Raw genomic sequence first — 18,583 nt, 5'->3', positions numbered from 1 at the left:
GCCGTGGTCCCCGGGTACCTGTCGCTGGCCCTGTTCGGCATCAGCCTGCTCTCGGCACTTGTCGCGGTCGCCGTCCGGCGATCACGGAGCGAGCGCTACGTCTGCGGCTTCATCGCGCTCGTCGTCGTCATCTGCACGTGGGCGTTCAGCTACGGTGTCCAGCTCGGGTTCGACACCCGGGCCGCCCAGCTCCCGTGGTGGCAGCTGAGCCTCGCCGTCGCGGGGTTCGTCCCGACGGCGTGGCTGCTGTTCACGCTGCGCTACGCCGGGAAGGACGGGTGGCTCACCCGCCCGGCTCGCTGGACGATGGTGTCAGAGCCGATCGTCTTCGCGGCGTTCGTGCTCACGAACCCGAGCCACCGGCTGATCTGGACCGACCTCCAGTTGGTCGCCGCCCCCGTCCGGGTGTTCGCACCGACGTTCGCGATCGGCTACTACGCCCACATCGCCTACGCCTACGCCATCGTCGCCTTCGGTAGCTATCTCGTGCTCCGGACCGCCGCTCACTCCTCCGCCCTCTACCGGCGGCAAGCGGCCACCCTGCTCGCCGCGGTGGTGCCGCCGACCGCGGCCCAGGTCGCGTTCACGCTCCGTGCGAGCCCGGTGCCGGGGCTGGATCTGACACCGTTCACGTTCGGCGTCACTGCGGTGTTCATCACCGTCTCGCTGTTCCGGTTCGACCTGCTCGATCGCACGCCGATCGCCCGGGAGGCGGCGCTCGACGTGGTGGGCAACGGTCTGGTCGTGCTCGACGCCGAGGGGATGGTCGTCGACGCCGACGAGCGCGCTCGCCGCGTGCTCACGCCGGCGCCGGCGGCCGGCAGCCACGTCTCGACGGTGTTCCCCGACACCCCGCTGGAGCGACTCTCGGGGACGACGATCGAGAGCGAGACCGAGGACATCCGCCGGACGTACGAGGTGCAGGTCTCGCCGCTTCTGGACGCCGAGGGCCAGCTCAGCGGTCACTCGCTGGTGCTCCGGGACGTGACCGATCGCCACGCGTACGAACAGCGCCTGGAAGTCGCCAACCGAGTGCTCCGGCACAACCTCCGTAACGACATGAACGTCGTCCACGGGCTCGCCGGGCAGATCGAAGCCGGCGAGGCCGAGGAGCCCCAGGCAACCGCGGCCCAGATCCGGTCGAAAGTCGAGGACGTGGTCGCGACCAGCGAGAAAGTGCGGGAGATGACTCGGATGGAGCCCTCCTCGGTCAGCGAGGCGGCGCCGACCGACCTGGCCACGGTCGTCGAGCCGGTGGCCACAGGGTTCGACACCGGGGACCCGGTGACCCTCGAGTGTGAGACCACACGGGCCCGCGCGGCCGTCGCCGACGAGTCCGCCCTCGAGACCGCACTGACGAACCTGCTCGAGAACGCTATCGAGCACAACGAGTCCGACGAGCCGTGGGTGCGGGTGGCCACGGAACGGGACGGCGACCGGACGTGTCTCCGCGTCGCCGACGACGGCCCGGGACTCCCCGAGGAGGAGCGGGAGGTGCTCCGCCGCGAGACGGAGACGCCGCTCAAACACAGCCGGGGACTCGGCCTCTGGCTCGCCTCCTGGAGCGCCCGCGCGGCCGGCGGCGAACTCACGATCGTCTCGAGCGACGCCGACGGGACGACGATCCAGATCGAGTTCCCCTCCGCCGACCAGGGCTGACCACACAGCCTTTCCCCGCAGGCCGCTCACCTCCGGGTATGCGCGTCACGCTACTGGGCACGGGGAGCGCCATGCCGCTGCCCGACCGCGTCCAGACCGGCCTGCTGCTCGAACGCGACGACCGCGCGCTGCTCGTCGACTGCGGCGCGGGCGTCCTCCACCGCCTCTCGACCACCGATGTCGGCTACGAGGGCGTCTCGACGGTGCTGCTGACCCACCACCATCTCGACCACGTCAACGATCTCCTCGCGCTGCTGAAGGCGCGCTGGCTCGCCGGCGAGACCCACCTCGAAGTCGTCGGGCCGACGGGGACGAAGGCGCTGGTCGACGACCTCCTCTCGGTGCACGACTACCTCGACGGCCGGGTGGACCTCTCGATCCGGGAGGTCGGCGCCGGCACCGAGTTCGAGGCCGCCGGCTTCGAGATCTCGACCCACGAGACGGTCCACTCGATGGACTGTCTGGCGTACCGGTTCGCGGGCGACGACGGGGGTGACGACTTCACTTTCGGCGCCGACGGCGAGGCGAGCGCGTCGATCGCCCGCTTCGCCGACGGCTCGGACACGCTGCTCCACGACTGCTCGTTCCCCGACGAGGTCGACGTGGACAACCACCCGACGCCGACGCAGTTGGGCGAGGCGCTCGCCGGGACCGACATCGACCGCCTGCTGCTCACCCACCTCTACCCCCACACCGAGGGGAAACACGACGAGATGATCGAGAGCATCGAGCGCGCCGGCTTCGACGGCGACGTATCGGTCGCGGAGGACGGGCTGCGGTTCGAGGTGTGAGCGTGACCGAACCGCGCGAAATCGACGCCGAGGAGGCTCATCAGCGGCTCCGGGAGGACGCGTACCTCGGCCCGATCGCCGCCGAGTCCGGCCCGGTCTCACTCGACCCCGCGGAGAACGCCTTCGAGCGGCTCGTCGTCTCCATCCTCCGCCAGCAGGTGTCGGTGGCGTCGGCGGCGGCGACCCGGGAGCGACTGTTCGACGCGGTCGCGGTGACGCCCGCGGGGATCCGGGGGGCCGACGACGACCTGTTGCGGGAAGTGGGCCTCTCCCGGCAGAAGACGCGGTACGTCAACGAGATCGCGGACGCGTTCCACGAGCACGGCTGGACCCGCGAGTCGTTCGCTTCGATGGCGGAGGCTGAGGTCCGGGACACCCTGACGGCCATCACCGGCGTCGGCCCGTGGACGGCGGACATGTTCCTGCTGTTCGTGCTGGGTCGCCCGGACGTGTTCCCCGTCGGCGACCTCGGCGTCCGGGAAGGGCTGAAGACGCTGGTCGACCACCACGGCGAGGACCCCGAGATGACTCGCGGGGAGATGACCGCGTTCGCCGAGCGCTGGGCGCCGGTCCGGAGCTACGCGGCACTGTACCTCTGGCAGGTCGAGGAGGAGCGCGTCGGCGTCGTCGGGGAGTAGCAGCTAGCCAGCGGTTTCTCCCCCGACGCCCGCGAGCCACCCGATTCATCGGCGGCTACGGCCACGCATTCTCCCGGGCCGATGGCGTAACCGATACGGTAACTTCTATACCCCCTGCGACCCGAGTGAACCTGTTACATGAGTCAGTCGTACGATCGGGGAACCGTCGAGGACTTCGGGCGGTGGCGCTCCTTCACCGCCGGCATGTGGGCGTGGCTGTTCCACAAGTTCACCGGCTGGGTCCTCATCGGTTACCTCTTCACACACATCGCCGTGCTCTCGACGGCAATCACCGGCGAGGCGGCGTACAACAACACTATCGTCGGGCTAGAGAGCCTCGCCATCGTGCGCCTGCTCGAGGTCGGGCTGCTCGCGGTGGCTGTGTTCCACATCCTCAACGGGGTCCGCCTGCTGTTCATCGACCTCGGTAAGGGGCTTGAGGCACAGGAGGAGAGCTTCTACGCGTCGCTGGTGATCACGGGTGCGATCACGATCGCCAGCGTCCCGACGTTCGTCTCGGGGGTGTTCTGAGATGGCCGAACACTACTCCTCGTTCGACCGCTCGGGAACGAAGTGGCTACTCCAGCGCGTCACGGCGGCGTTCCTGGTCGTCGTGCTCGCGTTCCACTTCTTCCTCCTGCACTTCGTGAACCACGCCGCCGACGTGACGTTCGCCGGTACGTCCGCCCGGATGAGCACGTGGACGTACTTCTCGCTGATGGTGCTGTTCCTGCTGGCGGCGACGTTCCACGGCGTCAACGGCGTCCACAACGCGATCGTCCACCGGGACGGCATCGACGGCTGGAAGCAGACCGCCGTGACGGCGGTGCTGGTCGTCGCCAGCCTGATCATGGTCGTCCAGGGGCTGCGAACCGCGCTCGTCTGGACCAACCTGTTCTAACAATGAGCACGCAAACCGAACCACCCGAACAAACCGACGACGAAACAGAATCGACGCCGGAGGCGGAGCCCGAACCGGAGCCCCGGAGCCCCGGCCAGCGCCGCCGTGACGAGAAGGCCGCCCGCGCCGCCGAGCGTGACCGCGAGGCGGCCGAGGCGGAACCGGACCTCGGCGACGACGCGATCACGCTGAAGGTGTTCCGCTACGACCCCGAGGTCGAGGGGAAGACCGAGCCGCGCTTCGACACGTTCCAGATCCCCTTCACGAAGGGGATGACCGTGCTCGACGCGCTGATCGAGGCGCGAGACACGTACGACTCCTCGCTCACGTTCCGCCACTCCTGTCGGCAGGCCGTCTGTGGCTCCGACGCCCTGTTCATCAACGGGCGCCAGCGCCTCGGCTGTCAGACGCAGGTCGCCGATCTGGACAGCGACGTGGTCCGGGTCGAGCCGCTGCCCCATCAGGACGTGGTGAAAGACCTCGTCGTGGACATGGAGCACTTCTACGACCAGATGGAGGCGGTCGAGCCGTACTTCCAGACCGACGAGACGCCCGACGGCGAACTGGAAGAGCAGTTCCAGACGCCCGAGAACCGGGAGGAGATCAAGATGTCAACCCGGTGTATCTGGTGTGGCGCCTGCATGTCCTCCTGCAACATCGCCGCCGACGACAACGCCTACCTCGGCCCCGCGGCGATCAACAAGGCCTACCGCTTCGCGATGGACGAGCGGGAGGGCGAGAACATGAAGGAGCACCGCATGGAGCTGATCGAACAGGAGAACGGCGTCTGGCGCTGCCAGACCCAGTTCTCGTGTACCAACGTCTGCCCGAAGGACATCCCGCTGACCGAGCACATTCAGGAGCTCAAGCGGGAGGCAGTCAAATCCAACCTGAAGTTCTGGTAACATGAGAGAGTACGACGTCATCGTGGTCGGTGCCGGCGGCGCGGGCCTGCGTGCGGCGATCGCCGCACAGGAGGCCGGCGCGGACGTTGCGATGGTGACCAAGCTCCACCCCGTTCGGTCTCACACCGGCGCGGCGGAGGGTGGCATCAACGCGGCGCTTCGTGAGGGCGACGACTGGCACGACCACGCCTACGACACGATGAAGGGCTCGGACTACCTCGGCGACGCCCCCGCAGTGGAGGCGCTGACCCGTGAGAGTCCGAAAGAGACGATCCAGCTGGAGAACTGGGGGATGGCGTTCTCCCGCGACGAGGACGGGCAGGTCTCCCAGCGGCCGTTCGGCGGCCTCTCGTTCCCGCGGACGACGTACGCCGGCGCCGAGACCGGCCACCACATGCTCCACACGATGTACGAGCAGGTGGTCAAGCGGGGGATCGAGGTGTACGACGAGTGGTACGTCACCCGCCTCGCGGTCTCCGACGAGGACGAACCCGAGGAGCGTGACTGTCACGGCGTCGTCGCCTACGACATCAAGCGCGGCGAGATCGAGGGGTTCCGCGCCCGCGACGGCGTGATCCTCGCGACCGGCGGGCTCGGGCAGGTGTACGATCACACCACCAACGCCATCGCCAACACCGGCGACGGCGTCGCGATGGCCTACCGCGCCGGCGTCCCCATCGAGGACATGGAGATGATCCAGTTCCACCCGACGACGCTGCCGTCGACGGGGGTGCTCATCTCCGAGGGGGTCCGCGGCGAGGGCGGGATCCTCTACAACAGCGAGGGCGAGCGGTTCATGTTCGAACACGGCTACGCCAACAACGACGGCGAGCTGGCCTCCCGTGACGTGGTCTCCCGCGCCGAACTCAACGAGGTCAACAACGGCCGCGGGATCGAGGACGAGTACGTCCACCTCGACATGCGCCACCTCGGCGAGGACCGCATCCTCGACCGCCTGGAGAACATCCTCCACCTCGCGGAGGACTTCGAGGGCGTCGACGGCCTCGAGGAGCCGATGCCGGTCAAGCCCGGCCAGCACTACGCGATGGGCGGGATCGAGACCGACGAGTGGGGCGCGACCTGCGTCGGCGGCCTCTACGCCGTCGGCGAGTGTGCCTGCGCGTCGGTCCACGGCGCCAACCGGCTGGGCGGCAACGCGCTGCCCGAACTCGCCGTCTTCGGCGCCCGCGCCGGCCGGCACGCCGCCGGCGACGTGGACGAGGAGGCGGAGATCACCACCGGCTGGGACGAGGACAGCGAGGAGGGCGAGAACGTCTCGCCCGTCCCGCTGGGCGAGGCCGGCCTCCCCTCCGCGGAGAAGGGGGCGCTCGCCGACGGCGGCCGATCGTCGCCGCCGACCGATGCTGCCGACGGCGGCGCGGCCGCCGAATCCGCCGGCGACGCCGGCGTCGTCGAGGAAGCCGTGCAGGCCGAGCGCACCCGCGTGCACTACCTCCTGGAGAAGGAGGAGGGCATCAACCACGCCGAGGTCCGCTCGGAACTGCAGGAGACGATGACCGAGAACGTGAACGTGTTCCGCGAGGAAGACGCGCTGAAAGCGGCCCTCGAGGACATCCGCGAGGCTCGCCAGGACTACCAGCACGTCACGGTTGAGGACCCCTCGCGCACGTACAACACCGACCTGATCCACACGATCGAGACGCGGAACCTGCTCGACGTGGCCGAGGCGATCACCGTCGGCGCGCTGGCCCGCGACGAGTTCCGCGGCGCCCACTGGCGCAAGGAGCACCAGGAGCGCAAGGACGACGAGTGGCTCAAGCACACGATGCTCTCCTGGAACGACGGCAGTCCCGGCCTCTGGTACAAGCCGGCCGTGCTGGAGGGCGAAGACAAGAGCTACGAGCCGAAAGAGCGGAGCTACTGAGCGCTACGCGTTCTGAGACGATCCGTCGCGGGGAACCCCCGCGACCGAACTAGTTCTAGGCCCCGTTGCCGTCAGCTGTCAGTTTCCTCGCGTCGAGCGCGCGGCGCGTACGTCGCTCCCGTCCCGAATCTTGTCCTCACAGGAGGGACAGACTCGCGGCGTCTCCTGCCCCTCGGGTGTGAACACCCGGACGTACCGTCGCGTGACGAACGAATTACAGTTTTGGCATTCGGGCATCGTTCCTATTTATATGATAATGCATGTAAAGCTTGCCTTGCGTGACCCTCTCAGCCGGGGCCACGATGGCGCCGTCAGGCGTCGCGAGCCGGCCCCGCGGAGCCGGCCCGCCCCTCGTTGCTTACTCGCGGACGTTGCGCCCCAACCCAGCGGTGAACCGGTCGCCCGCGCGGCCGTCGTACACGAGGCCGCCGTCGACGACCGTGAGCTCGGGGAACACCGCCTCGCGGCCCTCGAACGGCGTCCAGTCACATTTCGTGTGGAGCGCGTCGGCCCGGATCGGTTCGGCGTCGTCGAGGTCGACGAGCGTCAGGTCGGCGTCGTACCCCTCGGCGATCCGGCCCTTCCGGTCGAGACCGAACCGCTCGGCCGGGTTCGCGGCGACGAGTTCGACGACGCGTTCGAGCGACAGGTCGCCGGTTCGGACCTCCCCCAGCAGCAACGGGAGCATCGTCTCGACGCCCGGCACGCCCGAGGGGCGTCCCAGAGGCCGGTCTCCTTCTCGGCGACGGTGTGTGGGGCGTGGTCGGTCGCGATCACGTCGACGGTGCCGTCGACGACGAGCTCGTAGAGCGCCTCGCGGCGCTTTTCGCTCCGCAGCGGCGGGTTCATCCGCCCGAACGTGCCCAGGTCGTCCAGATCCTCCCGCGAGAGCAGCAGGTGATGCGGCGTGACCTCGGTGGTCATCCCCGCCTCGGCTGCGTGTTCGGCGGCCTCCGGCGTCGAGGTGTGGGCGACGTGGATGTCGACGCCGGCGTCCGTCGCCGCCTCGCAGGCGGCCTCGACGGCCGCGATCTCGCCCTCGGCGGTACGGTACTGGCTCCACAGATCCGCGTTGGCGTCCCGACCCGTGCCGCCGGCGTCGCCGTCGCGGGCCGACTCGTCGAACCGATCGGCGTCCTCGGCGTGGACGGTGACGGTGATCCCGGCGTCGGCGGCCGCGGCGAGGGCGTCCGTGAACAGTTCCTCGTCGATCCCCATGTCGCCGGTCGAGTCGGCCAGGAACACCTCGCCGAGGGCGAACACCGGCCGGGAGAGGAGGGAGTCGGGGTCCCACTCGTCGTTGACGCCGCCGTTGATGCCGTAGTTGACCGCGGCGTTGGCCGCGAACTCCGCCTTCTCGTCGAACGCTTTGCCGTCGACCGTCGGCGGCGTGGTGTTGGGTTGGTCGACGACGGTCGTGACGCCGCCGGCGGCCGCCGAGCGCGAGCCGGTGGCCCACGTCTCCTTGTGGCCGTGACCGGGCTGGCGGAAGTGGACGTGCACGTCGATCGCGCCGGGTAGCAGCGTCAGCCCCGTCGCGTCGACGGTCTCCTCGCCGGGCAGGGCGTGAAGCGACTCGGCGATCTCGGCGATGCGGCCCTCGTCGGTGCGAACGTCCCGAACCCGGCCGTCCGGGAGTTCGGCGCCGGTGATGAGCATACGCCCAGTGTGTGGGGCGCTCCCCTAAGCCTCCCGACTGGTGTCCGTCGCCTCGCGGAGCCGTTCGACCGACCGCTCGCGGCCGTCGACGAGCGCGTCCTCGAGCGCGCGAGCCACGCGCTCGGGTTCGCTCGGCCCGCCCGCGGCCGCGACGCTCCCGACCGAGTCAGGGTCGAACGGCACGTCGAGCGCGTCGTAGATCGGGTCGAGCACGTCACGGATCTCCTCGCGGTCGGCGACGACGACCACGCCGGAAACCATCGCCGCGCCGGCGGTCACTCGCTGGGCGATCCCGGCGATTTTGCCGGGACGGCGACCCCCGCCGTCGGTCGAACACGGCGCCTGCACCGAGTAGTCGCCGGGACAGAACGAGTCGGGCGGCTCGCCCGGTTCGGCGTCGACGCCGAGCGACGCGAACGCCTCGACGACGGTGTCGACGCCCGATTCGTAGCGCTCGGTGATCCCCGAGCGACTGTCCTCGGTCGGTTCGAGCGCGGCGAACGCGACGGTCGTGCCGGTGTAGGCGACCGCCCGGCCCCCGACCGAGCGCTCGACCGGCGGGAACCCCCGTTTCTCGGCCGCGCGCCGGGCGTCGCCGTACCCCGACTCGTTCGCGTCCCGGCGCCCGAAGGCGAGATGGCGGTGGGGGTCCACGCCCGGACGACCGGCGTTCCGGTGTCGGCGACCGAGTCCAGCAGCTCCCGCGTCCGTTCCCGGTCCCCCTCGGGCGTGGACGCTCGCCCGCGGATCACGCGCATGGGCGCAGTCGGGGTCCGACGTACCTAAGCGTGGCCGTCGCCACTCGCCGAGCATGCCCGCGGCCGAGCGCTCCCCTGTCCCGCTTCCCCCATCCCTCCTCGATCGCTACGCGCGGTTCTCCTGCTACAACTCCCCCTACCCCGCCCACGACCGCGGCGCTGCGGTGGATCTCTACCCCGACGACGGTACGGCCCCCGCACCCGTTCCGGGCGAGGTGATCGACACGCGCACCGTCGCCTGCCCGGATCGCTCCTACGCCGTCGACGAGGACCACCTGATCGTCGTCGACGTGGCCGACGACTGGGCCGACGGCCGCGGCGCGGCCCTGCTCGCCAGAGTCCTCCACGTCGATCCGGGCGTCGACGCCGGCGACTGGGTCGACGCGGGCGACTCGCTGGGCGCCTCGGTGCGCTCGGGCTTTTTCGGGCGCTGGGTCGACGACCACCTCCACCTGGGGTTCCGGCCTGCCGACGCGAACCCGTATCGGGCGTCGGGATCGCTCCCCGTCGAGCCCCAAGTCGGGATCACCGGGACGCCGTGGGACGGCACCGGCACGGTCGTCGAGACCGGCGAGACGTACGTCCGGCTCGACGCGCCGGCCCACCCGGACCCGGGCTCGTGGGCGGCGATCGCGGCCGACGACGGGACGCCGCTGGACGGCGGGCTGGCCCACTACACGGGCGGTGGGGCGTACGCGACCGCCGGGGCCGCCGGCGCCGCGACGGCGGGGTCGGTCTCGCTGCTCGGCACCGAGGTCGGCACCGCATCGCCCCGGACGGGCACCGGCGCCGACGTGGCGTGGGGCGAGCTGGCGATCGACGTGAACGGCGAGCGCGCGACGGGGCTGTCGCTGTTCGCCTCCCGCGAGACGTTCGGCGCGAAGCTGGTGTTCCACGAGGGCCACGAGTTCGCCGTCGGCGACGCCGTGACGGTGACCGTTTCGCCCGCGGCGTCGTCGATCCGGCTCGGGTAACGCTCCCGCCGGCTACTTCACCCGGGCCCGCGGAAGGCCGGTATGGCCGACGATCTGCCGCCGCTGCCGGACGGCGCCGCCGACTTCATTCGCTACGCGATCGAGGAGGATCACGGCTACCTCTCGTGGCTCGGCACCGAAGTCGCCGCCGTCGAGCCCGGCCGGATCGAGCTCACGATCCCGTTCGACGAGAAGCTCACCAACCCCGCCTCGAAGCCGACGATCCACGGCGGCGTCGCGGCGACGCTCGTGGATACGGCGGGCGGGCTGGCGCTCCGGCTCGCGGCCGAGGACCCGCTGGCGACCGACGTGGCGACGGTGAGCCTGAACGTGAACTACCTCCGGCGCGCAACCGGCGACCTGCACGCCTGTGCGGACGTGATCCGGGCCGGCACCACCATCGGCGTCAGCCGTGTCGACGTGACCAGCACCGTGCCGGAGCACGGCGACGACGACCGCGATTGGGGCGTCGACGAGGGGAGGAACGGCTCGTGGCGACGGGTCAGCCCTCCTACCGGCTGTTCCGGTAGCTAGTCGAACGCGACCTCGGACAGTTCGGTCACCTCGCCGAACAGCCAGTCGGCGTGGTCGACCGCGTACTCCTTGTGCTCGGCCTCGATGTAGCCAAGCGCGTCCTCGACGAGCACCGGTTTGTAGTCCCGCAGCCCCGCGCTGCCGGCAGTGTGGAGCACGCAGACGTTCGCGAGCGTCCCGCAGATCAGCAGGTCGTCGATGCCGTGGCTGTCGAGGTACCCTTCGAGCCCGGTCTCGTAGAACGCGTCGTAGGTGTGCTTCTCGACGACGTAATCCTCGTCGCGCACGTCGAGGTCGTCGTGGAGTTCGGCGTCCCACGTCCCCTCGACGACGTGTTCGCCCCAGCGCTCGAACTCGTCGTAGTAGTGGTTACCCTCGAACTGCTCCTCGGGGTGGGTGTCCTTCGTGTAGACGACGCTCGCGCCGGCGTCGCGGGCGCGGGCGACGAGGTCGGTCACGGGCTCGATCGCTGCCTCGCTGTCGGGCGCGAACAGGCTCCCCTCGGGGTGACAGAACCCGTTCTGCATGTCGACGACGACGACCGCGGTACTGTCGGGATCGAACATGACGACCCGTTGGGCCGTCCGCGTCTTAGCTTCCGTGGGAGCGTGCTCTCGCCGAGGTATTTTTGCGTGGTCAGCCCCATGTGTGGCTATGCGACGAGTCTCCGCGGTCCTCGCCGTCGCAGTCGTCGTCCTCGCCGGTCTCGCTCCCGTCGCGGCAGCCGGGCCTGCCGCCACTGCCGACGCAGCCGTAGCGTCGGGTAGCGTCGACGCCACGACACAGGTCGAGGCGGAGAACGAGAGCGCCCCGCCGGATCCCGAAACCGACCGGCTGGGCTGGGAGGACGGCTACTGGCACAACGAGAGCATCGCCGTCGACCAGAGCGACGGGCTCACGCAGGAGGAACTCAACGCCACGATCGCGCGAGCGAAAGCCCGCGTCGAGCTGATCCGGGGCGTCGAGTTCGACATGGACGTGCCCGTCGAGATCGTCCCGCGCTCGGAGTTCGCGAACAGCTCCGGCAACGCCTCCTACAGCGAGTCGTTCCGGACGTTCGACAACGTGAAGTTCGAAGCGCTGTTCCTGATCGGCGAGGAGACCGACTCCCTCGAGACACAGCAGGCCAACCGCGGCGCCTCGATCGCGGGCTACTACAGCCCCAGCGAGGACGCCATCGTGCTCGTCACCGACAACGAGAGCAGCCTCCAGGTGGACGAGTTCACCCTCGGTCACGAGCTCGTCCACGCGATGCAGGACCAAGAGTTCGATCTGGCGAACTTCACCAGTCAGACCCGCGACGGCGCCAACGCCAACAGCGGGCTGATCGAGGGCGACGCCAACTTCGTCCAGTACCGCTACGAAGAGCGCTGTGGTGAGGGTGGCGCCTGGAACGGAACCTGCCTCCGGCCGGACGGCGGCGGGGGAGCGGCGCGTCGCCGCCGAACATGGGCGTCTACTTCCTGAACTACCAGCCCTACAGCGACGGGCCGGCGCTCGTCGCCGAGCAGAAACGCGAGGGCGGCTGGGCGGCGGTCAACGACCTGTACGACGCCCCGCCCGAGAGCGCCGAGCAGGTGATCCACCCCGAACGCTACGGCACCGACCCGCCGACCGAGGTGGAACTCGCCGACGAGCACGCCGACAACTGGGAGCGCGTCCGCCCCGAGCGCCGCCGCGACTACGCCGAGATCGGCCAGTCCGGCGTCGCCGCGATGTTCGCCTACCCGCTGTACGCGGAGGAGGGGAGCGTTCGGAGCTACGCGTCCGACGTGGTCGGCCCCCGCACCTGGCTCAACTACACCGACTCGGGGGAGATCAGCCGCTTCGATCCCCTGAACTACGGCTTCGACGCGGCCGCGGGCTGGGACGGTGACCGACTCCACGTCTACCGGAGCGCCGACGGCGAGACTGGCTACGTCTGGCGGCTCGTCTGGGACAGCCCCGACGAGGCGACGGAGTTCCGCGGCGCCTACGAGTCGCTGCTGACGTTCTGGGGCGCCGAACAGGTCGGCGAGGACACCTACCGCGTCGCCGACGGCGAGTTCGCCGACGCGTTCCACCTGACTGTCGAGGGCGACACGGTGACCGTGGTCAACGCGCCGTCGGTCGACTCGCTCTCCGCGGTGCGCGAGTCGGTCGATACGGACGCGTCGACGCCCGAGCCGACCGCGACGCCGGCACCGGACGAGGGACGGCGACGCCGGGTGAGGAGACGCCGGCGGCGTCCGCGACGAGCGCCGAGGCCCCCGGGTTCTCGGTCGTGGCCGCGCTGGTAGCGGTGCTGGGCGCGGCGCTGCTGGCCGGTCGCCGGTAACGCTTTTCGCTTCGGCGGTGCATTCGTCGGTGTGAGGCTACGTCTGCTCGCCGTCGTCTGCTGTCTGGTCCTCGCTGGCTGTGCTGCGCCGGCCGCGCCGTCGCCGACGCCCCCGGCCGACCGACTGGGGGTCGAGAACGGCTACGCCGCCACCGACGCTATCGCCGTCGACACCAGCGACGGGCTGAACGAGTCGGAGCTCGACGCCGTCGTCGCCCGCACGATGGCTCGCGTCGAACTGATCCGCGGGCTGGAGTTCGAGCGGACGGTTCCGGTCGAAGTGATCTCTCGCGAGGAGTTCCAGAACGGGTCGGGTCGCGACACGACCGTCGACACGCCCCCCGAGCGCGCCCGCGAGCAGCGCTACGAGGCGGCGATGCTCGTCGGCGAGGACCGCACCGTCGGCGGCGCGTTCGACTCGATCTACGGCGGCTCCGTGCTGGGCTACTACTCGCCCGGCGGTGACCAGATCGTGCTCGTGAGCGACAGCGAAACGCCGACCGTCGATCGGGCGACGCTGGCCCACGAGCTGATGCACGCGCTGCAGGACCAGCGGCTCTCGCTGCTGGGCGGCGCCGACAACCCGGACGCCGCGATGGCACAGACCGGCGTCGTCGAGGGCGACGCCAGCTACGTCGAAGCGCAGTACGAGGAGCGCTGCGAGGGCGAGTGGGACTGCATCGACCGCCCAGACGCCGGCGGCGGGGCGTCCATCGACGACCGGAACCTCGGGCTCTATCTCACCGTCTACGCACCCTACAGTGAGGGGCCGACACTGGTCCACCGCATCCGCCAGCGCGGCGGCTGGGCGGCGGTGAACGATCTGTACGTCCGGCCGCCGGGATCGAGCGAGCAGCTGCTCCACCCCGACGACTACCCGGAGGACGGACCGGCGAGCGTGGCCGTCCCGGACCGCTCGACCAGCGAGTTCGACCGGGCGAGCGCGAGCCGGATCGGCGAGGCGACGCTGTTCGCGATGCTCTGGCAGCAGCGCGCGATCGACCGGTCGAGCTTCAGCGAGAACCCCGGCCCGTACTCGCCGTACAACTACTCCCACCCCGCGACTGCGGGCTGGGCGGGCGACAAGCTGGTGCCGTACTTCGACGCCGACAGCGACGACCCGTCGATGGACGGCTACGTCCTGAAGACCCGGTGGGAGAGCGACCGCGACGCCCGACAGTTCGTGCAGGCGTACCGCGGCATGCTCACCGAATCACTGAACGCGACCGCCGAGGGCGACGGCGTCTACCGCGTCGAGAACGGCACGTTCGCGGACGCGTTCCGCGTGACACGCGAGGGGCGAACCGTCCGGATCGTGAACGCGCCGACGGTCGAGGCGCTGGACCGCGTCCACGACCCGTAGCGCTCAGAGCACCGCCCGCACGGCGAGGACGACCCCCAGCCCGCCGACCATCGCCGCCAGCAGGCTCCCCGTCTTTCTGGTGAGCACCACCACCGCCGCTCCGCCCAGCCAGGCGCTCGGGCCCCCGGCCACGAGCTCCGGGCCGACGATCGAGACGACCACGGCACCGGGCAGCGCCGAGAGCGCGGCGTCGACGCGCTCGGAGGTGTCGACGTGGCCGAGGAGCCAGAACCCCCGGCCTTCGTGAGGTACGTCAGCAGCGCCATCGCGGCCACGACGGCGACCACCGTCGGGCTGAGTTCAACGCCCGACACGGATCACCTCCACGAGGCTGCCCGCGACGCCGCCGGCGAGGATGTACCACCGGCCGGGGAGCGCGCCGGCGGCCACGATCGCGACGGCGAACGCCACGACCCACGGCAGTAGCGTCGACTTCCCCTCCCAGAGGCCGACCGCGATCGCGATGAAGATGGCCGGCAGCACGAAGTCGAGCCCGTACCGGCTCGGCTCGCCGACGGCGGCGCCGACGCTCGCGCCGGCGACGGTGGCCGCCACCCAGAACAGCCAGACGGCGACGCCGCTTCCCACGAGGAACGCCCCCTGTCCCCGGCCCTCACTCAGTTCGCCCATCGTCACTGCCCAGGTCTCGTCGATCAGGAAGAAGACGCTGCCGTAGGAGTGGCTGGGGCGGAGCCGGGCGAACCACGGGCGCAGCGCCGCGCCCATCAGCACGTAGCGGGCGTTGACCACGACCGTCGTCGTCAGCACCGCGGCGACCGGGATCGGGTCGGCCCAGAGCTCGACGGCGATCAGCTGGGCCGCCCCCGCGAACACGGTCGCGCTCATCAGCGCGGCCTCCGCGACGCTCAGCCCCGACTGCCTGGCAACGACGCCGAAGACGAGGCCGTAGGCGCCGACGCCCGCCGCGACGGGGAGACAGCGGCGGAACCCCGCGCGGGCGCCGGCGGCGGAGAACGTGACGGCCGTCCGGCCGTCCGTATCGCTGGTCATCGACTGGGCGTTCTAACGGGGATGCCTAAGCGCTTTGAGAACGCCGTCGGCCGATCCGTCCTGGCTCCGGGCGGACCGTGGGGGGCCGACGACAACGCTTAACTACTCGGTAGTACCACGTAGTAATGATGTCTTTCGACGGCTTCACCGACGCGAGCGAGGCACAGGTCACCCGCGCGATCGCCGACGAGTGGCACGACGAGTTCATGGAATTCACCGACAGCGAGGTGGTAGTCGTCGGCGGCGGCCCCTCCGGGCTCGTCGCGGCGAAGGAACTCGCCGAGCGCGGCGTCGACGTGACCGTCGTCGAGAAGAACAACTACCTCGGCGGCGGCTTCTGGCTCGGCGGCTTCCTGATGAACAAGCTCACCGTCCGCGAGCCGGCCCACGAGGTGCTCGACGAACTCGGCGTGCCCTACGAGGAGACCGACGAGGCCGAGGGGCTCCACGTCGCTACGGCGCCACACGCCAGTTCCGCGCTGATCAAGGCCGCCTGCGACGCCGGCGCGCGGATCCAGAACATGACGGAGTTCACCGACGTGGTCGTCCGCGAGGACCACGAGGTCTCCGGCGTCGTGCTGAACTGGACGCCGGTCCACTCGCTCCCGCGCGAACTCACCTGCGTCGACCCCGTCGCGGTCGAGGCCGACCTCGTGATCGACGCGACGGGTCACGAGGCGGTCGTCGTCTCCAAGCTCCACGAGCGCGGCGTGATCGACGCGCCCGGGATCGAGGAGACCGGCGAGGCCGGGATGGACACGACTGCCGACGGCGAGTACGGCGCGCCGGGCCACGACTCGCCCGGCCACGACTCCATGTGGGTCGGCCAGAGCGAGGACGACGTCGTCGAGCAGACGGGCAAGATCCACGACGGCCTGATCACGACCGGGCTCGCCACGGCCACGACCCATGGGCTCACCCGGATGGGGCCGACGTTCGGCGCGATGCTGCTCTCCGGGAAGCAGGCCGCCCAGGTCGCGATCGACGAACTCGGCCACGACGCGCCGCGCGTCGGGATGCCGAGCACACAGCCCGGGCCCGCCGACGACTGATGGGCCGACCAGTCGCGCTCACCGTCGCCGGCTCCGACAGCGGCGGCGGCGCCGGCGTGCAGGCCGACCTGAAGACGATCGAGGCCCGCGGCGCGTTCGGCGCGTCGGCGGTCACGGCCCTCACCGCCCAGAACACGACCGGCGTGCGCGACGCGGCTCATACCGACCCCGCGATGGTCCGCGAGCAGATCCGCGCCGTCGAGTCGGATCTCGGCGTCGACGCCGCGAAAACCGGGATGCTCGCGAACGCCGAGGTGGCCCGCGCCGCGGCCGACGAACTCGCAGCCGCCGACTACCCCGTGGTGGTCGACCCTGTCGTCGTCGCCCAGTCCGGCGATCGCCTGCTCTCGGAGGCCGGCGAGGCGGTCGTCCGCGAGCGCCTCCTCCCGGCGGCGACGCTGGTGACGCCGAACGCGCCGGAGGCGGAACTGCTCACCGGCGTCGCGGTCGAGACGCCCGCCGACGCGGTCGCGGCCGGCGAATCGCTCCGGGAGTTGGGCGCCGACGCCGCGCTCGTCACCGGCGGCCACCTCGACGGCGACGCAGTCGTCGACGTGTTCGTCGGCGAGGAGGTCCGGGAGTTCAGGTCCCCCCGCGTGTCGGGCGCGAACAGCCACGGCAGCGGCTGCACGCTCTCGGCGGCGGTCGCCGCCGACCTCGCACGCGGGCTCGACCGCCAGCGGGCGGTCGAGAACGCCGAGGCCCTGTTGGTCCGCGCGGTGGCCCACGGGCACGACCTCGGCGAGGGGACGGGGCCGGTCCACCACCTCGCCGGCCTGCGAGCGCGCGCCGACGCGCCCCGCGCGCTCCGGGCGGTGCGCGAGACCGTCCGGGCGTTCGAGACGCCCGCGATGGCGCCGCTGATCCCCGAAGTCGGGATGACTGTCGCCGTCGCCCCCGAGACGGCGGTCGAGCCGGGCGACGTGGCCGCCTGTGAGGGGCGCCTCACCCGCGTCCCCGGCGGCGTGCGGGCCCCCGGCGGCGCCGCCCTCGGCGCGTCGAGTCACATCGCGCGCCTGTTACTGGGGGTGCGCCAGCACGACCAGCGCATCGCCGCGGCCTGCAACGTCCGGGCGAGCGAGGCGGTTCGGGCGGCCGTCGAGGGCGAACTGTGTGTGGCGACGGTCGACCGGACCCAGGAGCCCGACGACGCCGCCGGGACGATGGACTGGGCCGCCGAGCGCGTGCTGACCCGCCGGGACGGCGACGCCCCCGAGGCCATCGTCGACGGCGGCGCCCACGGCAAGGAGCCGATGGTCCGGCTGCTGGCGGCGGACGCCGAAACGCTGCGAGAACGGGTGCTGGGCGTGGCCGAGCGGGTCGATGCCGCTCAGTCCGCCTGAATCAGCCGATCCACTTTCGGGTGCTCGCGGGTCACCCGGATCGGCGGCTCGTCGGGCGACTGCTCGGGGTCGGCCTCGAACAGGTACTGTGGCCACTCGCGGTCGCCGTCGACGCCCCAGTCGCCGAGGTCGGGGTGGGGCGGCAGGCCGTCGTAGTTCTCGATGCGCTCCTGGATCGCCTCGCGGGCGTGCTGGCCCGCCTGCGTGTCGGCGGTGACGCCGACGCGTTCGAACAGCCGCCGGGGCTGGAACGTGATTTCGAGGCCGACGGGGAGTAGCGACTCCGTCGCTCGTCGTAGAACGGGGCCCGACAGGTCGGGAACATCGCCTCGCCGCCGAAGCAGAACTCCCAGTGCTTGTCGTCCGGATCGGTGGGGATCTCCTCGGGCCAGGGTTCCGGGTCGTGAACGTGGAGGAACTGGAGCACGTTCCAGAGCGTCTCGTGGTACTCGGCCTCGCTCAGGTCGTCCTCGTGGGGTTTGAAAAAGGCCACCAGCGACGCCCGCTCGGGCAGGTCCTCGTAGCGGTCGAGGTAGTCGAGGAGCGTCTCCCCCAGCTGGAACAGCGCGTCCGGGTCGGTGGTCGACGGGACGGCGGTGTACAGCGGCTCGCCCGCTCGGACCGAGTTGGCGCCGAAGTAACACGGGAACGGCTCGCCGTCGTACTCGTCGGTGAGCCCGGCGTCGAACGTTCGCCAGTGTGCGGCCACCCAGTCGGGCGCGTCGCCAGCCTCGACGCGGGCGTCGAGTGTCGACTGTTCGACGAGGCCGTCGACGACAGGGTCGGTCATACC

The 18,583-nt window shown here is 70.8% G+C and carries 19 protein-coding genes and 3 pseudogenes; 15 read left to right on the top strand and 7 right to left on the bottom strand.

Annotation, left to right across the window (positions count from 1 at the left end):
• Positions 1-3 precede the first annotated feature (3 nt).
• The 7 genes from SY89_RS13060 (at position 4) to SY89_RS13030 (ending at position 6,779) form a co-directional block, all read left to right on the top strand.
• Positions 4-1,659, top strand: a complete 1,656-nt coding sequence (locus SY89_RS13060; protein WP_189319168.1) for a sensor histidine kinase — start codon at positions 4-6, stop codon at positions 1,657-1,659.
• 38 nt (positions 1,660-1,697) lie between these two features.
• The gene (locus SY89_RS13055; RefSeq protein ID WP_054584548.1) at positions 1,698-2,450 is read left to right on the top strand and encodes an MBL fold metallo-hydrolase; all 753 of its coding nucleotides are present in this window, start codon (positions 1,698-1,700) and stop codon (positions 2,448-2,450) included.
• A gap of 2 nt (positions 2,451-2,452) precedes the next feature.
• Positions 2,453-3,088, top strand: coding sequence for a DNA-3-methyladenine glycosylase family protein (locus SY89_RS13050; protein WP_080506747.1), 636 nt, complete (start codon positions 2,453-2,455; stop codon positions 3,086-3,088).
• A 138-nt stretch (positions 3,089-3,226) separates the two neighbouring features.
• Positions 3,227-3,619, top strand: a complete 393-nt coding sequence (gene sdhC / locus SY89_RS13045; protein ID WP_054584547.1) for a succinate dehydrogenase, cytochrome b556 subunit — start codon at positions 3,227-3,229, stop codon at positions 3,617-3,619.
• Between the two features lies 1 nt (position 3,620).
• On the top strand, positions 3,621-3,989 hold the full coding sequence (locus SY89_RS13040) for a succinate dehydrogenase/fumarate reductase transmembrane subunit (protein ID WP_054584546.1): 369 nt from the start codon (positions 3,621-3,623) through the stop codon (positions 3,987-3,989).
• 2 nt (positions 3,990-3,991) lie between these two features.
• The gene (locus SY89_RS13035; protein ID WP_054584545.1) at positions 3,992-4,894 is read left to right on the top strand and encodes a succinate dehydrogenase/fumarate reductase iron-sulfur subunit; all 903 of its coding nucleotides are present in this window, start codon (positions 3,992-3,994) and stop codon (positions 4,892-4,894) included.
• Position 4,895: 1 nt separating this feature from the next.
• Positions 4,896-6,779, top strand: a complete 1,884-nt coding sequence (locus tag SY89_RS13030; protein WP_054584544.1) for an FAD-binding protein — start codon at positions 4,896-4,898, stop codon at positions 6,777-6,779.
• Positions 6,780-6,857: 78 nt separating this feature from the next.
• Here SY89_RS13030 and SY89_RS17375 read toward each other — a convergent pair whose 3' ends face one another.
• From SY89_RS17375 to SY89_RS13020, 3 genes and pseudogenes are all read right to left on the bottom strand, one after another.
• Complete coding sequence (locus SY89_RS17375) at positions 6,858-7,016, bottom strand: DUF7563 family protein (protein WP_166623270.1); 159 nt, start codon at positions 7,014-7,016, stop codon at positions 6,858-6,860.
• A gap of 121 nt (positions 7,017-7,137) precedes the next feature.
• Positions 7,138-8,438 (bottom strand): annotated as a pseudogene (locus SY89_RS13025) (dihydroorotase).
• A gap of 24 nt (positions 8,439-8,462) precedes the next feature.
• Positions 8,463-9,196 (bottom strand): annotated as a pseudogene (locus tag SY89_RS13020) (lipoate--protein ligase family protein).
• 53 nt (positions 9,197-9,249) lie between these two features.
• On the opposite strand from SY89_RS13020, the gene SY89_RS13015 reads away from it, so the two are divergent.
• Positions 9,250-10,170 (top strand): hypothetical protein, encoded by a 921-nt coding sequence (locus SY89_RS13015; RefSeq protein ID WP_054584543.1) that lies wholly within the window; start codon positions 9,250-9,252, stop codon positions 10,168-10,170.
• 42 nt (positions 10,171-10,212) lie between these two features.
• Positions 10,213-10,704: a PaaI family thioesterase gene (locus SY89_RS13010; protein WP_189319167.1), complete on the top strand. Its 492-nt coding sequence runs from the start codon at positions 10,213-10,215 to the stop codon at positions 10,702-10,704.
• Here SY89_RS13010 and SY89_RS13005 read toward each other — a convergent pair.
• On the bottom strand, positions 10,701-11,270 hold the full coding sequence (locus SY89_RS13005) for a cysteine hydrolase family protein (RefSeq protein WP_054584542.1): 570 nt from the start codon (positions 11,268-11,270) through the stop codon (positions 10,701-10,703). The genes SY89_RS13010 and SY89_RS13005 overlap by 4 nt on opposite strands.
• 88 nt (positions 11,271-11,358) lie before the next feature.
• Here SY89_RS13005 and SY89_RS19120 point away from each other — a divergent pair, with 88 nt between their 5' ends.
• From SY89_RS19120 to SY89_RS12990, 4 genes are read left to right on the top strand one after another with little or no spacing between them, the layout of a single operon-like run.
• Entirely contained in the window at positions 11,359-12,171 is an 813-nt protein-coding gene (locus tag SY89_RS19120) for an Hvo_1808 family surface protein (protein WP_054584541.1), read from the top strand.
• Positions 12,153-12,983, top strand: a complete 831-nt coding sequence (locus tag SY89_RS19115; protein WP_054584540.1) for an Hvo_1808 family surface protein — start codon at positions 12,153-12,155, stop codon at positions 12,981-12,983. Before SY89_RS19120 ends, SY89_RS19115 begins: the two co-directional genes overlap by 19 nt.
• Positions 12,968-13,021 (top strand): hypothetical protein, encoded by a 54-nt coding sequence (locus tag SY89_RS19690; protein WP_080506746.1) that lies wholly within the window; start codon positions 12,968-12,970, stop codon positions 13,019-13,021. The genes SY89_RS19115 and SY89_RS19690 overlap by 16 nt, the downstream gene beginning before the upstream one ends.
• Positions 13,022-13,052: 31 nt before the next feature.
• On the top strand, positions 13,053-14,384 hold the full coding sequence (locus tag SY89_RS12990; RefSeq protein ID WP_054584539.1) for an Hvo_1808 family surface protein: 1,332 nt from the start codon (positions 13,053-13,055) through the stop codon (positions 14,382-14,384).
• A gap of 3 nt (positions 14,385-14,387) precedes the next feature.
• Here SY89_RS12990 and SY89_RS12985 read toward each other — a convergent pair whose 3' ends face one another.
• Together SY89_RS12985 and SY89_RS12980 are read right to left on the bottom strand one after the other, a co-directional pair.
• The gene (locus SY89_RS12985; RefSeq protein WP_239685667.1) at positions 14,388-14,558 is read right to left on the bottom strand and encodes a hypothetical protein; all 171 of its coding nucleotides are present in this window, start codon (positions 14,556-14,558) and stop codon (positions 14,388-14,390) included.
• A 126-nt stretch (positions 14,559-14,684) separates the two neighbouring features.
• Entirely contained in the window at positions 14,685-15,395 is a 711-nt protein-coding gene (locus tag SY89_RS12980) for an AzlC family ABC transporter permease (protein ID WP_054584538.1), read from the bottom strand.
• Positions 15,396-15,523: 128 nt separating this feature from the next.
• On the opposite strand from SY89_RS12980, the gene SY89_RS12975 reads away from it, so the two are divergent.
• The gene (locus SY89_RS12975; RefSeq protein WP_054584537.1) at positions 15,524-16,447 is read left to right on the top strand and encodes a sulfide-dependent adenosine diphosphate thiazole synthase; all 924 of its coding nucleotides are present in this window, start codon (positions 15,524-15,526) and stop codon (positions 16,445-16,447) included.
• On the top strand, positions 16,447-17,790 hold the full coding sequence (gene thiD, locus SY89_RS12970; RefSeq protein WP_054584536.1) for a bifunctional hydroxymethylpyrimidine kinase/phosphomethylpyrimidine kinase: 1,344 nt from the start codon (positions 16,447-16,449) through the stop codon (positions 17,788-17,790). Before SY89_RS12975 ends, thiD begins: the two co-directional genes overlap by 1 nt.
• Here thiD and SY89_RS12965 read toward each other — a convergent pair.
• Positions 17,778-18,580, bottom strand: a pseudogene (locus tag SY89_RS12965) (YqcI/YcgG family protein). The gene thiD and the pseudogene SY89_RS12965 overlap by 13 nt on opposite strands.
• Between the last annotated feature and the right edge of the window lie 3 nt (positions 18,581-18,583).

This window comes from Halolamina pelagica, assembly GCF_001307315.1.
Classification (GTDB): Archaea; Halobacteriota; Halobacteria; order Halobacteriales; family Haloferacaceae; genus Halolamina; species Halolamina pelagica_B.
Note: the sequence above shows the minus strand (reverse complement) of the source record. Positions and strands in the feature narration are given on the sequence as shown.

Coding starts and splice junctions, on each gene's coding strand:
- SY89_RS13015 (WP_054584543.1), top strand. CDS start 9,250: ATGCCCGCGGCCGAGCGCTCCCCTGTCCCGCTTCCCCCATCCCTCCTC.
- SY89_RS13040 (WP_054584546.1), top strand. CDS start 3,621: ATGGCCGAACACTACTCCTCGTTCGACCGCTCGGGAACGAAGTGGCTA.
- SY89_RS13010 (WP_189319167.1), top strand. CDS start 10,213: ATGGCCGACGATCTGCCGCCGCTGCCGGACGGCGCCGCCGACTTCATT.
- SY89_RS12975 (WP_054584537.1), top strand. CDS start 15,524: ATGTCTTTCGACGGCTTCACCGACGCGAGCGAGGCACAGGTCACCCGC.
- thiD (WP_054584536.1), top strand. CDS start 16,447: ATGGGCCGACCAGTCGCGCTCACCGTCGCCGGCTCCGACAGCGGCGGC.
- SY89_RS13035 (WP_054584545.1), top strand. CDS start 3,992: ATGAGCACGCAAACCGAACCACCCGAACAAACCGACGACGAAACAGAA.
- SY89_RS17375 (WP_166623270.1), bottom strand. CDS start 7,016: ATGCCCGAATGCCAAAACTGTAATTCGTTCGTCACGCGACGGTACGTC.
- SY89_RS19120 (WP_054584541.1), top strand. CDS start 11,359: ATGCGACGAGTCTCCGCGGTCCTCGCCGTCGCAGTCGTCGTCCTCGCC.
- SY89_RS19115 (WP_054584540.1), top strand. CDS start 12,153: ATGGGCGTCTACTTCCTGAACTACCAGCCCTACAGCGACGGGCCGGCG.
- SY89_RS12980 (WP_054584538.1), bottom strand. CDS start 15,395: ATGACCAGCGATACGGACGGCCGGACGGCCGTCACGTTCTCCGCCGCC.
- SY89_RS13005 (WP_054584542.1), bottom strand. CDS start 11,270: ATGTTCGATCCCGACAGTACCGCGGTCGTCGTCGTCGACATGCAGAAC.
- SY89_RS13055 (WP_054584548.1), top strand. CDS start 1,698: ATGCGCGTCACGCTACTGGGCACGGGGAGCGCCATGCCGCTGCCCGAC.
- SY89_RS13030 (WP_054584544.1), top strand. CDS start 4,896: ATGAGAGAGTACGACGTCATCGTGGTCGGTGCCGGCGGCGCGGGCCTG.
- sdhC (WP_054584547.1), top strand. CDS start 3,227: ATGAGTCAGTCGTACGATCGGGGAACCGTCGAGGACTTCGGGCGGTGG.